Below are 14,116 nucleotides of genomic sequence, written 5' to 3'. Positions count from 1 at the left end.
TGAAATTAAGATGGATTAAAATATGAAATTAGCATACTATCTACCAAGTCAGGTTATTGGCAACGAGTATTTTAGCGCACTTGCTAATAGTGATGAGTATAGCTGCGAGCAAATTTACAAAAAATCCGGTATCAGATACCGCCATAAAGCCGCCGATGATGAACTAACTAGTGATCTAGCGACTAAGGCGGCTTTTAATTTGATTAACGAATATGATATAGACCCTGCTAGTATAGATATGCTTTTGCTCTGTACTCAATCACCTGAGTATCTCCAACCAGCTATGATTTATCTCCTTCATCATAAATTAAATTTACCCAAAACCACAAACGCAATGGAGATCAATATCGCTTGTAGTGGCTACGCTCACGGACTATTAATAGCCAAATCTTTGATAAATTCTAAAAGCGTTAAAAGAGTATTGCTATGTACAGCCGATCTATGCTATAAAATGTTCGAAAATAGCGATCTGTCTCAAAGGATACTCTTTGGCGATGGAGCGAGTGCGACCTTAATCGATGATAGCAACGCTCACAAAATAGCTCAAATCATCTGTGGCACCGATGGTAGCGGGTACTTTAGTATGTATAAAAAATATGGTGGCTACGCATATCCATCTCATAGCTCACAAAATAGCCTAAATATGAATGGGCCCGAGATATTTCTCTTTACCATTAGAGAGATTCCAAATTTAGTCAAACAAACTCTAAAAGCCAATAATCTAAATTTAGATGATATAGACTATTTTGTATTTCATCAAGCCAATTTATTGATACTTCAGGCCATTGCCAAAAGCTTGAAATTAGATAATTCTAAGGTGATTTATGATATCGAAAATGTAGGCAACACCTCATCTTCTAGCATACCAATAGCACTTAAAAGAGCCTTAAATAATAACACGATCAAACCAGGCCACAAGGTCTTAATAGCCGGTTTTGGCATAGGTCTTGCGTGGAGTGCGACTATTATAACCATATAAAGGATCAAAATGGATAAAAAGATAGCTAAATTCAAAGATACAATAGAGTGTGATGAGCCACTTAACCCACAAACCCCGCTAGACTCCATAGCTGAGTGGGACTCAATGGGTAAGATTAGCACTATTATTATGCTAGCTAATGATTATGGGCATACACTTACATACGATGAGTTAAAAGAGCTTAAAATCGTTGGTGATATATTGGATTTGATGAATGAGTGAATTTAGCAGATATGGCGTCAAAATCGAAAAATTAAAGCTAAAAGATATAGAGATTTTGCGAAGTTGGAGAAATGACCCTAAAATCGCCAAAGTTATGCTAAGCCAAAATGGCACACACATAACCAAAGAAGAGCAATTAAAATGGTTTAACTCTATCCAAAATCAGCCAAATTCGCTATATTACATGGCTTTTGTGGGTGGCGTAGCCATTGGGTATTTTTGTTTTCAGCAAATTGATTGGCAAGCCCGCACTGCTATACCAGGCGAAATCATCTCCATACCACAGCACCTAGACGAAGCTAGAATCACGCTTGGGGCATACTGCGCTATTTATGATATGGGCTTTGAAAATTTAGGTCTTAAAAAGCTAAAAGCATATTGCAAACTAGAAAACAAACGAGCCATCCGTATGGCAAGATTGCTAAATTTCCAAACCACTCACACAGATAATCAATGTATCTATTTTGAGCTTGACAAAGATGATTACTACCAAATGCGAGATAGCCTGATAGTTAAACTTGGTTTAGCGTGATTGGGATTGGCGTGGGATTAATATTATAATTTTTACGCTTTTAAATGCTATTTAATCGCAATTAAAAGCAAATTTAGAAGTAGCTAAATGCTATATTATTTTGATTAAAAAATCTTATAGTAATAATCCATATATCCAAAATACTAAAAAGATAAAGTTTTGTCTAAAGCCATAGGGGGTTGTATTTCCCCACTTTCGTGGGGCAAGGCTAATAAGCCTTGACAACAATTATACAAAGTAGTATAATTGTCGTAAATACAAAATACAACATAACCGCTCTCCTTTCTATGGAGACAGAATTTGCCGTAGGGGTTCCAGCCCTATGGCATATCCCCATAACGAAATTATATCATTATAACATTCTAATTTATCTTAAATTTAGCGTTGTTTTCGTGTGTCTCTTTTTCATTAAAGTTACTATGGATAATTAAAATTTTGATTTGATTTAAAATATCTTTAGTAGCAAATTTAAATTTTATCTAAAATCATAAAAAACCAAGTTTTGTGTAAAGCCATAGGGGGATTGCATCCCCACTTTCGTGGGGCAAGACTTAATAAGCCTTGACAACAATTATACAAAGTAGTATAATTATACATAAGTATGCAATATTTAGCAAAATACTATTCTCCTTTCTATGGAGACAGAATTTGCCGTAGGGGTTCCAGCCCTATGGCATATCCCCATAACAAGATTATATCATTATAAACTTCTAATTTATCTTAAATTTAGCGTTGTTGATCTTGTATTTGTTTATTAGCTTATGATTTACTGAAATCTATTCTTTCTTGTTGATACTCTTCTAGCATTATTGTTCTTTGTCAGCAAAATAAAGCTTTGTAAGCTCATATTTCATAAAATCATCGACTTCTTTATCAAAATTTATAGATTTTAAGTAGCCAAAAAGCTCTTTTTCATCTTCGTCATCCAAGTAGTCTCTAACGCAGTTTTTCAAGCCAGTGAATTCTTTCATATAGACCAAATCAGCAATAGCTCTTGCGAAACTAGCTACATATTCATCTCTATTAAGCATAGGTATAAAGTGTTTTTTTATACCTTTATTTCCTAGAATTTTATTATATTTATATTTTTTTATATCATCTTTATTGTTTAAAAAGCAAAGTGGATGCCAATCTGCCACCAAGCCTTTTTCATTTGGGATATTCAAAGCTTCCCAACCAGATATATACTCTTTCATTTTAGCTTCTTACTAAAATATACCTTTCGCAAGTCTAGGTAATCCAGCACAAATCATAGTTATCCAAAGAAGTAATATAAAAATACCGCTTACCATAGCAATCGTATAGATAATATCAATTTTATCCTCTCCAAGCCATTTCTTTACTTTACGAGTAATACGAATATTTTCATTAAATTCTTTTTCATACCTATCTTCTAAGTCATCAATAATGTCATCCCAAATTCCATCAATCTTCTTAAATATCCAAACTGGAAGATGAAAAAATAGAGGAACAAACATCATAGGCACTGCAAATATATAAGGTATAACATTTTGATGAACAACTCCATATTTGACAAGAATTGTTAATAGTATAAAAATCGCAAATGGGGCAATCATCCAAAATATTTTAGGTTTAAAACCAGCTTCACGAAGTCCTTGTTTAAAATCTCTTAACAAATCATCAAAAGGATATTTATTTGCCATATCCCAATATTCCTTTAATTTATTAGAATAATTATAACCAAAATATCCTTAGCTTGGAAATTTAAAATTCCCAAGCTTTGAGGTTAGAATTATAAAATTCTAGATTTTAAGGGTTTACATCATACCGCCCATTCCACCCATACCGCCCATATCAGGCATTGCTGGCATAGCTGGTTTATCCTCTTTGATTTCGCTCACTGTAGCTTCTGTAGTAAGTAGCAAGCTAGCTACGCTAACAGCATTTTGAAGCGCTATGCGCTCTACTTTAACAGGATCTATGATACCAGCTTCAAACATATCTACATACTCTCCACTAGCAGCGTTAAATCCGTAATTTGCCTTATCAGCACTGCTTACTGCGTGAGCTACCACACCAGCATCAAATCCAGCATTTTCAGCTATTTGGCGAAGTGGAGCAAACAAAGCACGCTTGACGATATCAGCGCCGATTAGCTCATCGCCTTTTAAATTCAAATCTACTTTATTTCCAGCCTTAATCAAAGCAGCACCGCCGCCTATCACGATGCCCTCTTCTACTGCTGCTTTAGTAGCATTTAGAGCGTCATCTACTCTATCTTTTTTCTCTTTCATTTCAGTTTCAGTAGCGGCTCCGACTTTGATAACTGCTACACCACCGCTTAATTTAGCCAATCTTTCTTGAAGTTTTTCTTTGTCATAGTCGCTTGTAGTTTCGATAATTTGAGCTTTGATTTGGCTGATTCTAGCATCTATCGCCTCTTTTGAGCCAGCGCCATTTACGATTGTAGTGTTATCTTTGTCGATTACTACTCTATCAGCTTGACCTAGATCATTTAAGCTAGCACTCTCCAAAGTTCTACCTAGCTCTTCGCTAATTACTTCACCACCAGTTAAAATAGCGATATCTTCTAGCATAGCTTTTCTTCTATCACCAAAGCCAGGGGCTTTAACTGCTGAGATATTTAGCACGCCACGAAGTTTATTGACAACTAAAGTTGCTAAAGCCTCACCCTCTATATCTTCGGCGATGATTAGTAGAGGTTTGCCTGTTTTTTGGATTTGTTCTAAAACTGGTAAAAGATCTTTTAAATTTGATATTTTTTTATCAAATAATAGTATAAATGGGCTACTTAGCTCAACTTGCATTTTCTCTGCATTTGTGATGAAATATGGGCTTAGATAGCCTCTATCAAACTGCATACCCTCAACCACATTTAACTCATCATTTATTGATTTAGCCTCTTCAACTGTGATAACTCCATCTTTGCCTACTTTTTCCATAGCTTCGGCTATTAGATCACCAACGCTTGTGTCGCTATTAGCTGAGATTGTAGCTACTTGGGCGATCTCTTTTTTGCCTTCTACTTTTTTAGATGCGTTTTTAAGCTCGTTTATAACAGCAGATGCGAATTTATCCATACCTCTTTTTACTTCGATTGGATTTGCTCCAGCTGTGATATTTCTTAAACCTTCTTTAAATATAGCATGAGCCAAAACAGTAGCTGTAGTAGTGCCATCGCCGGCTTCATCGTTGGTTTTGCTAGCTACTTCTCTAACTAAACCTGCGCCCATATTTTCTATAGTATCAGCTAGTTCAATCTCTTTAGCCACGCTAACGCCATCTTTTGTTATTGTTGGCGCGCCAAAACTTTTTTGTAAAAGCACATTACGGCCTCTTGGACCCATTGTTACTTTAACCGCATCGCTTAATTTTTTAACACCATTATATAGTCTATTTCTAGCATCATCTGCAAATATAATCTCTTTTGCCATTTTCTATCCTTTTTATTATTTTATGATACCTAAGATATCATCTGTATTTAATACTAAATATTTTTTGTTATCAAGCGTAATTTCGCTACCGCTATATTTCGCAAATACAACTCTATCGCCTTCGCTGATTCCTTCTACTTCTTTGCTAACAGCAATAACTTTGCCTTCACTTGGTTTTTCTTTGGACGCATTATCTGGGATGATAATACCTGAAGCTGTAGTTTTAAGCTCCTCCTCTCTTTCTATAAGCACACGCTTACCTAATGGTAAAAAATTCATTTTGATCCTTTCATGTAATCTGATTTAAAAATTAGCACTCTATATATTTGAGTGATGAAAATATATCATAATTTTATATATATGTCAATAAATTTTTAGCAAATTTAAATAGAATTTATCAAAAACATTTAGTCTAAGCCACTCAAGTTTAAATTAATTTCGCATAAAAATAGATTTGTGATTTTGATTTTATTAAATTAAATTTTAGTATAATAAACAAAAATTTATAAGGAATTTAAATGAGAGTTGTATATTGGATTTTAGGTAGTTTAGTGGTAGTTTTGGCTGCTATTTATACACTGCTTTTTACTAGCATTGGCAATAGCATCACAAAGCCATATATAGAAAAAATCGCTTCTGAAAAAAGTGGAATGAATATTAGACTTGACGAATTTAAGCTTGGTATTAGCAATCTTGATATAACTGCTAATGTCAATAACGCCCTAAAAGCTAGAGTTTATGGTAATTACAGCCTATTTACTCAAAATTTAGATCTCAATTATACCGCTACTACAAATGATTTAAGTAGTTTTGGTGTAGAGATTAAAGATGATATAAGCTTAAATGGTGCTATAGTAGGTGAATTTAGCAATTTTATCGCTAATGGTAGTGGTAAAATAGTCGGGTCAAATTTGCGTTTTGCGGCTAGGATTGCTGATTTTACCCCGTTAGAGTTAAAACTAGATGCCAAATCATTAGAATTAGCTCAAATTAGCGCCATAGCCTTAGGCAAATCCTATATAAAAGGCAAGATGAATATCATAGCAGATATCGGTAGTAAAGATGGAAATTACAATGGTAATGCTACTTTAAATATCCCAAATGCCACTACAAACAATGAGCTAATAGCTAGTGATTATGGGCTGATACTACCACAAAATTTCACTATCAAAGCAAATTCAAATTTAAATCTCGATGGTCGCATAGCTAAGGCTAAGAGCGTGATTACCACGCCTGTGGCGGTGCTTGCGGCTTTGAATTCAATATATAATATCGATGAAAATACCCTAAATAGCGATATAAATTTAAATATCCCAAATCTTGCTAAACTTGAGCCGATAATCTCTCAAAAGCTCCATGGCGAGATAACAGCAAAAGCCAATGCGAAATTAATCGGCTCAAATTTAGAATTCCTAGATGCTGATATCAATGGACTAGGTGGTATAATCACTGCCAAAATGGCAAATAATGAGATAGAAGCCAATATCAAAAAGATTAAATTAAACGAGCTTTTAAAGCTTCTATCCATGCCAGCAATAGCAGATGGAAGTATCAATGGAGTCGCTACTATAAAGGGCTTAAATGACGCTACTCAAAGAGTTGGCGATATCAATATAAATCTTAATAATGGGCTTTTTAACGCTAGTGAGTTAAATAATATGATTGGCTCAAATTTGGCTAAAAATATAAGCTTTAGCTCAGATATAAAAGCGAATTTAAAAGGCGATGATGCGAATTTAAACGCAAATTTAAAATCTGAAATCCTAAATCTAAATAGCCTAAATGCCACCTATAATCTAACGCAAAAAATCGCAAAAGCTAGCACCCAAGCACTAATGCCAGATCTAGCCAAACTAGGTAATATCTCTGGAGCCAAACTCAATGGTCAAATCGCTATAAATGCTGATCTATTGGCTGATTTAAATAACCAAAAATCCCCACTCAAAAACGCAAATTTGGATATAAAAGCGATGGATGGAGTCATTAAAGCAACTATAGATAATGGTAAATTAAAAGCAAATATCCAAAATATCTTAGCTCAAAATCTCTTTTTAATGATAGGGCAAAAACCGCTTTTAAGTGGTGAGTTAAATGGCGAGCTAAATCTTGATAGCATAGATATCGCTAATTTAAATGGTAAAGGCGAGATTAAACTAGAAAATGGAGTGTTAAACGCAGCCAATTTAAAAGCCCTAACAGATAAAAATTTCCCACAAAATACAACTATAAACGCACATATCAAGCCTACATTTACAAATTCCATCGTGCATTTTGCCACCACAATTAATTCAAATTTAGCTACAATAAATAAATTTGATGGAAGTTATGATATAAATAAAAATAGCCTTGAAGCCTTATATAGCGCCGATATCCCAAGTCTAGATAGATTAGAGTTTTTAACTGGAATGAAGCTAAATGGCTCACTAAATCCAAGTGGCAAAATCTCTATAAACGAAAATATCAATGCCACTTTAAATAGCGATTTTATCGGTTCTAAACTCAAAATAGATATCAAAAACAATAAAGCCAATGCTGTGTTAGCTAAATTTGAGATAGCTAAGATGTTGGAGTTTTTAGATTATGCGCCATTTTATCAAGGTGAGGCCACATTTAATGCCAATTATGATTTAAATAGCTCAAAAGGCGATTTCAAAGCTGATATTTCCAAAGGTCAATTGACCAAAAGTGCTTTGACAAATTTAATTAGCGCTACAATCCAAAAAGATATAACCGCCGAAGTCTATAAAGATGGCTATCTAAATGGCGTGATAGATAAAAATTTAATAAATTTTAACGCTCAATTAAGCTCACAAAGATCCGATGTCAATATAACTGCTGGCTCTATAGATACGCTCTCAAAAACTATAAATATCCCGCTTAGAGCGAATTTAGAAAAGACCGATATAGCTGTAGATATCACAGGCACAAGCGACCAACCAAAATACAAAATCAGCTCAAACTACCTACGAAATCAGATATCAAAAGAGATTGATCGTGGGCTAAATAAGCTCTTTAAAGGTGATGAGACCAAAACTCAAGATGCAAAAGAGCTAATAAACGGCCTTCAAAATTTATTTAATCGCTAAATTTAAGCAAAATCAAGCTAGATATTTTCTAGCTTGATTAATCGCACTCAATAGATAATCCACATCATCATCGCTATGAGACCAGTGAAGGCTTACTCTTAGCCAACCAGGCTTAAAGCTAAGTGGCTCATCATCTCTAAGACCTAGCAGATCATGTCCGTATGGCCCAGCACATGAGCATCCAGCACGACTTTGGATTCCAAATTTTAAGCTTAGAGTTTGAGCTAGATCAAATGGCGAAATATCTTTGATATTAAAGGCATAAATAGCGATTTTATCTTGATTTTGTGGGGCGTAATTTATCAGCCCTTTTATCTTAGATAGGCCATATTCGAATTTACTCATTAGATGAGTTTTTTGTCGGTTTATAAACTCTAGCCCAACTCTATTTCTAAGTTCAAAAGCCAAATACGCACGGATAAGCTGAGTAATCGCAGGAGTCCCAGCATCTTCGATCTGTTCTATATCATCTAGATATCTGACGCTTTTTTTGCTTACATAACTCACCGTACCACCAGCTGAAAATGTCGGTAAATTTAGATTAAATAAGGATTTTCTAATAGCCAAAATCCCGCAACTTCCCACCCCACCAAGAAGCTTATGCGGTGATATAAATATCGCATCACACAAAGAGCTATCTACATTTTCATATGCTACCAAGCTTGAAGCGTCTATTGCGATTATAGCGTTATATTTTTTAGCTAATGAATTTATAGCTTTTATATCGGTTTTAATCCCCGTTACATTTGAAGCAGCACTTATGCTAACTATAATCTTTCTATTGGCGTTGATTTTTAAAATTTTATCTAGTTCTCCCCAGTGTAATCCACCATCTCTAGCTAGTGGTATTCGCACCACTTCACAGGCTCCAACTCTATAGCTAATCTCGTTGCTATGATGTTCATATGGGCCAACTATCACTAAGGGTAGGGATCGCCTTATGCTATCAAAATTGATATTTAACGCCATTTTAGTAGCTGGTGGGATATAAATTCCCATAATTTCTTGAAATTTCTTAATCGCTGCGCTACTACCTTGTCCGCATGGCAAAAGCAAAAAATCGCTTTGTAAATTTAGTAGTTTTTTGATCCCCGCTCTAGCATTTTCATAGTAATTTGTAGTGATATTTGAGCATTCACTACACTCGCTATGTGTATTGGCATAAGTCTTTAAAATGCGTTTAATCTCATCTTCGATAGGCATATATCCAAGCCCGCTAGCAGTCCAATCAAAATAGTAAATTCCATCTTTTAATATTATATTTTGGCGAATTTTATCTATATTCAATACTTCTTCCTAGATTTTTGTCTAATTATACTAAAATTTAGTAAAATCTAAATTCACAAACTCTATTTGCCCCTTAAAGCAGCTAATCTACTTTTGGCTTTTTGGGCTATATCCTCTTCCATATCATAATACTCAAATGTAGCCCCATGCTGAATTGTCCCATCTAAAATATCTCCAGCTTGGCGGTTTTTTAAATCTATCTTAGCCACCTCAAATCCATCAAGAGTTTTAGCAAATTCCTTAAGCCTACTTGGTATCTGTGTAAGCTTGGTATATAGATAGCACCAGCCTAGTCCGCCATGTCTGCCAACTCTACCACGAAGCTGATGAAGCGAGGCTAAACCTAGCTTTTCAGCACCAACTATAACGATGGTTGAAAGCCTAGGCAGTGAGATCCCAACCTCAACAATCGTAGTAGCTAACAGTATATTTCCATCATTTGCGAACTGCTCTAAAATCTCATCTTTTTGCTTATCCTTGCCGTGTGTGATATAGACTTTTTCAAATTTATTTAGCCAAAATGGCGCAGCGGTGTTTAAGCTTTGGTAGTTGCTTACCTCGCTATCTTCTATTAATGGGTATATGATTATTGTCTGTTTGTTTGCTTGAATTTGGGCTTTGATATGCTCTAAAAGTGCGTTAAATCCGCTATTTTGGATTATTAGCGTTTTAATCTGTTTGGTAAATGGGATTTGCTTTAAAAAGCTAAAACTCACTAGCTCTGATTCAATAAGACAAAGAGTCCTAGGAATCGGCGTGGCGCTAAATTGTAAAAAGTGCGCCCTTAGGCTCTCATTGCGAGTTAATTCATCTATTTTTTGCCTTTGAGTTGAGCCAAATCTATGCTGTTCATCTATCATTATTAGGGTGCTTTTGGGTAATTCTTGATACAAAAGAGCATGCGTGCCAATTATCAAATTCGCATCTTCTAAATTGAAATTTTTTAAGCCTTTTTGTAGATAAATCACCTTCATAAATTTCGGCAAAAGCCGTATTGCCTCGCTATAAAGTTGAGTAGCAAGGATAGTAGTAGGTGCCATCAAAATAGATCTATTAGGATAATTCAAAAGCGCCGCACCTAGTATAACTAAGGTTTTGCCACTACCTACATCGCCCATCATTACACGCTTTGCGGCGAGATTTTGCGATAGATCATCTCTGATATCATCGAGCGCTTTTAGCTGATCATCAGTAGGCTTAAATGGCAAATTATTTAGCCAATCACTAATATCAAATGTCTTAATCGCAGTAGCCTTAAATAGCACTTTTTTGACACTAAGCTTTTTAAGGTAGCTAAAAATCTCAACAAATTTTAAGGTCTCTAATGCCTTTTTATCGATATTTAGCACAGCACTCATCGCCTCATCACTTAACTCATGTAGAGCCAAAATCTCTTTAGCTTCATCTTCATTTAGCCCTTGTGAGCATAGAGAGTCTAAATTTATATATTTGCTAATTAATTTTTGAATTTGGGTATCTTTTATCGCTCTTTTATAGTGCGGGATGATCTGACCAACCTTGGTTATAATCTTAGGATTGCTAAATTGCCAAATTCCATTATATAAGGTGCTTTTGCCGTGGATATAGAGCTTTTTACCACGCTTAAATGTAGCATAATGCCACGGCTTAGCGTTGAAAATAACGATATTTACACTACACCCCCACGAGATACAATAGGCCAAAATAGTAAATGTATTAATGCGATTAACGCTAGATTTGATCTCTATTTCAACGCTATTTTCGCCTATACTTGGTATATTTTTAACTCTTAGATCATCAAAACTCTTTGGTAATATCAAAGCTAGATCAAGCAAACTTGCTATGCCCAGCTCTTTTAACTCCTCAATCTCTTTCACTATTTTTGCTCATTATATAAACAAGCAATACTAAGATTATTAAAATCTTTTAAGCTAAATATAAATTTATTTAATTCATCTAACTCCAAAGCCTTAATTCGCTCTAAATTTATATCAAATTCTCCAAGCTCATAGCCTTGATAATGCTCTTTTTGCGCTATGGCAAGTCGCTTAAATAGCGTCTCTTTGGTAAGTGGCTCGCTACCAAGTAAGAAATTTTTAGCCGCTTCTAGCTCCTCTTTGGTGGCTCCATCTTGGATGAATTTGGCTATCTCATCTTTTATAATCATTATGGCTTCATCTTTGCTCTCATTTTTAGTCTGCAGATATCCGTTCATTGAGTTATAGCTTAAGTTCAAATTAGCCGAGCAATAGACACTATAAGCTAGCCCACGCCTAACCCTAATCTCCTCCATCAATCTAGAGCCAAACCCGCTACTACCAAGGATAAACATCGCTACATTAAGCTTAAATTTATCCCTTAAATCAAATTTAATCGGCGACCCAAAATATATATAAGCTTGCTCACTTGGCTTATCAATTATCTTTAAATTTCCATCGCTGCTTACTTGAATTTGGCTTAAATTTCTTTTCTTACCGCTATTTAATACCTTAGCAAATTTATCAAATTTAACCTCATCTACACCAATATCACCACCTAAGACAATAAACATATTCTCAAGATTTAAATTACTATCTATAAACTCTTTAATATCATCAATAGTGATTTTCTCAATACTATTAGGCGTCCCGATGCTAGGGATCGCAAGACGTGAGTTAGGATACAAAATCTCTTTTAATGCGTTACTAGCTTGATAGTCGTAATCCGTGCTATTTGAAGCGATAACTCCAAGGGCTTGGGTTTTTAATTTTTTTAAGATATTTTTATCATAATTTGGACTAGATAATAGCTCTAAAAGCATATTAAATCCAAATTCAAAATGCTCACTCAAACTCTCTAAACTAATCTCAAATGTCTCAAACCCCGCACTCGCCCCAAGCATAATAGCTCTCATATCCAAAGCTTTATTAAACTCATTGCTACTAAGCTTTTTGCTCCCCTCACTTAGCAATTCAGCGGCTAATTTTGCTACGCCATATTTTTTCTCATTACAAATTCCAGCTACCTTAAATACAAGTTTCAAACCCACCAAAGGCAACTCACTATTATGCTCATATATCAAAGCCACATCAGTAGCGCCGATTTTTAAATTTAATCTCTCCACTATTTTACCTCATTTAGATAATACTCGATTTGATCTTTTCTTAGAATTCTTATATAGTTGGTGCTACCTATTTTGCCTGTTGGATATCCTGCTGTGAGCGTGTATGTCGATTCATAGTTGATAAGTCCGGCATCTTTTAACCCTTTAATTGTATTAGCTAGGAGTAAATTCAGTTGATTTTTAGATACAACTAAGCTTGGAGTAACGCCCCATACGATTGTAAGACTTCTAGCTATGCTCTCATCGTGTGTTACGGCAATTATCGGCATTGATGGGCGATTTCTAGCCATTTTGATCGCACTTGATCCACTGCTAGTGATAGAGATTATCGCATCGGCACCGATTCTTTGAGCCAAATGTGAGCTAGCACTAGCTACCATATCTGTCTCATCGCTAAATTCAAACTCATCAAATTTGCCATAAGGATATATAGATTCACTCTGCACTATAGTAGCGCTCATAGCTTTTACTACCGCTACTGGATTGATACCTACAGCACTCTCTTCACTTAGCATCACCGCATCCGTCCCATCTAATACTGCATTAGCAACATCACTAATCTCAGCTCTAGTAGCACTTTGGCTCTTAGCCATTGTAAGCATCATTTGAGTAGCGGTGATTACTGGGCGATTGGCTGCGTTGGCTTTTTTGATTATTAATTTTTGGATACTTGGCACTTTATAGTATGGCACCTCAATTCCTAAATCTCCACGAGCTACCATAATTCCATCGCTTGCTTCTATAATGCTATCTATATTTTCTACTGCGTCGAATTTCTCTATTTTGGCAAAAACCTTAGCATTAGAGCCAAATTCTTTTAGTATCGCCTTGGCATTTATAATATCATTTGCGTTTTGAACGAAGCTAATAGCCACAAAATCCACGCCATTTTGCGCTCCCCAAAGCATATCATCTCTATCTTTTTTAGTGATAACATCGATATTTAGCTTGGTATTTGGGAAATTCACACCCTTATTTGAGCTTAATACCCCATCATTTTCTATAATAGTCTCTATAACATCAGGCGAGCATTTTACCACCTTAGCCTTAATGCTACCATCATATAAATATATATATTCACCATCTTTAATCAAAGACAAAATTTGCGGTTGATTGATACTAAGCTCATAAATTTCGCCATTTTTACGCCCTGTTATGCTATCTTTTAAGACATTTAATCTATCACCAGCTTTTAGCTCAAAAGGCTCATTTAAAGCCCCTACTCTAATCTTTGGTCCGCAAATATCTTGTAAGACTCCAACCCTGATTTTAAGGTCATTTGATGCTTCTTTGATCTTCTCAATTGTGGATTTATGATACTCGTGTGTGCCGTGTGAGAAATTTAACCTAAATACATTAACGCCCTCTTGGATTAAGGATTTAATCACCTCTATAGAATCACTAGATGGACCGATGGTTGCTACGATTTTTGTCTTTTTCATATTTACTCCTAAATTTTGGTAATTATACCAAATTTAAGGATAAATGATGAGAATTTTAGCAGAATTTAGG

12 protein-coding genes are annotated in these 14,116 nt (G+C 35.2%); 4 read left to right on the top strand and 8 right to left on the bottom strand.

Annotation, left to right across the window (positions count from 1 at the left end):
• Positions 1 to 22: 22 nt before the first annotated feature.
• The 3 genes from CLAN_RS02170 to CLAN_RS02160 are packed head-to-tail and all read left to right on the top strand — an operon-like array spanning position 23 to position 1,733.
• Entirely contained in the window at positions 23 to 979 is a 957-nt protein-coding gene (locus tag CLAN_RS02170) for a ketoacyl-ACP synthase III (RefSeq protein ID WP_100590477.1), read from the top strand.
• A 9-nt stretch (positions 980 to 988) separates the two neighbouring features.
• Positions 989 to 1,201, top strand: a complete 213-nt coding sequence (locus tag CLAN_RS02165; RefSeq protein ID WP_100590476.1) for a hypothetical protein — start codon at positions 989 to 991, stop codon at positions 1,199 to 1,201.
• Entirely contained in the window at positions 1,194 to 1,733 is a 540-nt protein-coding gene (locus CLAN_RS02160; protein ID WP_100590475.1) for a GNAT family N-acetyltransferase, read from the top strand. Before CLAN_RS02165 ends, CLAN_RS02160 begins: the two co-directional genes overlap by 8 nt.
• 806 nt (positions 1,734 to 2,539) lie before the next feature.
• Here the strand turns inward: CLAN_RS02160 and CLAN_RS02155 are convergent.
• The 4 genes from CLAN_RS02155 to groES all read right to left on the bottom strand — a co-directional run bounded on the left by CLAN_RS02155 (position 2,540) and on the right by groES (position 5,428).
• Positions 2,540 to 2,929 carry a hypothetical protein gene (locus CLAN_RS02155; protein ID WP_096013563.1) on the bottom strand — a complete coding sequence of 130 codons (390 nt, stop codon included), beginning with the start codon at positions 2,927 to 2,929 and terminating at the stop codon, positions 2,540 to 2,542.
• A gap of 12 nt (positions 2,930 to 2,941) precedes the next feature.
• On the bottom strand, positions 2,942 to 3,397 hold the full coding sequence (locus CLAN_RS02150) for a hypothetical protein (protein ID WP_096030110.1): 456 nt from the start codon (positions 3,395 to 3,397) through the stop codon (positions 2,942 to 2,944).
• A 114-nt stretch (positions 3,398 to 3,511) separates the two neighbouring features.
• Positions 3,512 to 5,149 carry a chaperonin GroEL gene (gene groL, locus CLAN_RS02145; protein WP_100590474.1) on the bottom strand — a complete coding sequence of 546 codons (1,638 nt, stop codon included), beginning with the start codon at positions 5,147 to 5,149 and terminating at the stop codon, positions 3,512 to 3,514.
• Positions 5,150 to 5,164: 15 nt separating this feature from the next.
• A complete protein-coding gene (groES, locus tag CLAN_RS02140; RefSeq protein WP_086227752.1) occupies positions 5,165 to 5,428 on the bottom strand; it encodes a co-chaperone GroES in 264 nt (87 codons plus the stop codon).
• Positions 5,429 to 5,667: 239 nt separating this feature from the next.
• Here groES and CLAN_RS02135 point away from each other — a divergent pair, with 239 nt between their 5' ends.
• Positions 5,668 to 8,235 carry a translocation/assembly module TamB domain-containing protein gene (locus CLAN_RS02135; protein WP_100590473.1) on the top strand — a complete coding sequence of 856 codons (2,568 nt, stop codon included), beginning with the start codon at positions 5,668 to 5,670 and terminating at the stop codon, positions 8,233 to 8,235.
• Positions 8,236 to 8,247: 12 nt separating this feature from the next.
• Here the strand turns inward: CLAN_RS02135 and CLAN_RS02130 are convergent, their stop codons facing one another.
• From CLAN_RS02130 to pyk, 4 genes are all read right to left on the bottom strand, one after another.
• Positions 8,248 to 9,522, bottom strand: coding sequence for an aminotransferase class V-fold PLP-dependent enzyme (locus tag CLAN_RS02130; protein ID WP_232045852.1), 1,275 nt, complete (start codon positions 9,520 to 9,522; stop codon positions 8,248 to 8,250).
• A gap of 62 nt (positions 9,523 to 9,584) precedes the next feature.
• Positions 9,585 to 11,378 carry an ATP-dependent DNA helicase RecG gene (recG, locus tag CLAN_RS02125; protein WP_232045851.1) on the bottom strand — a complete coding sequence of 598 codons (1,794 nt, stop codon included), beginning with the start codon at positions 11,376 to 11,378 and terminating at the stop codon, positions 9,585 to 9,587.
• Positions 11,378 to 12,604 (bottom strand): M16 family metallopeptidase, encoded by a 1,227-nt coding sequence (locus CLAN_RS02120; protein ID WP_096018141.1) that lies wholly within the window; start codon positions 12,602 to 12,604, stop codon positions 11,378 to 11,380. Before CLAN_RS02120 ends, recG begins: the two co-directional genes overlap by 1 nt.
• Positions 12,604 to 14,046 (bottom strand): pyruvate kinase, encoded by a 1,443-nt coding sequence (gene pyk / locus CLAN_RS02115; RefSeq protein WP_100590471.1) that lies wholly within the window; start codon positions 14,044 to 14,046, stop codon positions 12,604 to 12,606. Before pyk ends, CLAN_RS02120 begins: the two co-directional genes overlap by 1 nt.
• Positions 14,047 to 14,116 lie beyond the last annotated feature (70 nt).

This window comes from Campylobacter lanienae NCTC 13004, from assembly GCF_002139935.1.
GTDB lineage: Bacteria > Campylobacterota > Campylobacteria > Campylobacterales > Campylobacteraceae > Campylobacter > Campylobacter lanienae.
The sequence above is the reverse complement of the archived record's forward strand: the minus strand, read 5'-3'. Positions and strand labels throughout refer to the sequence as shown.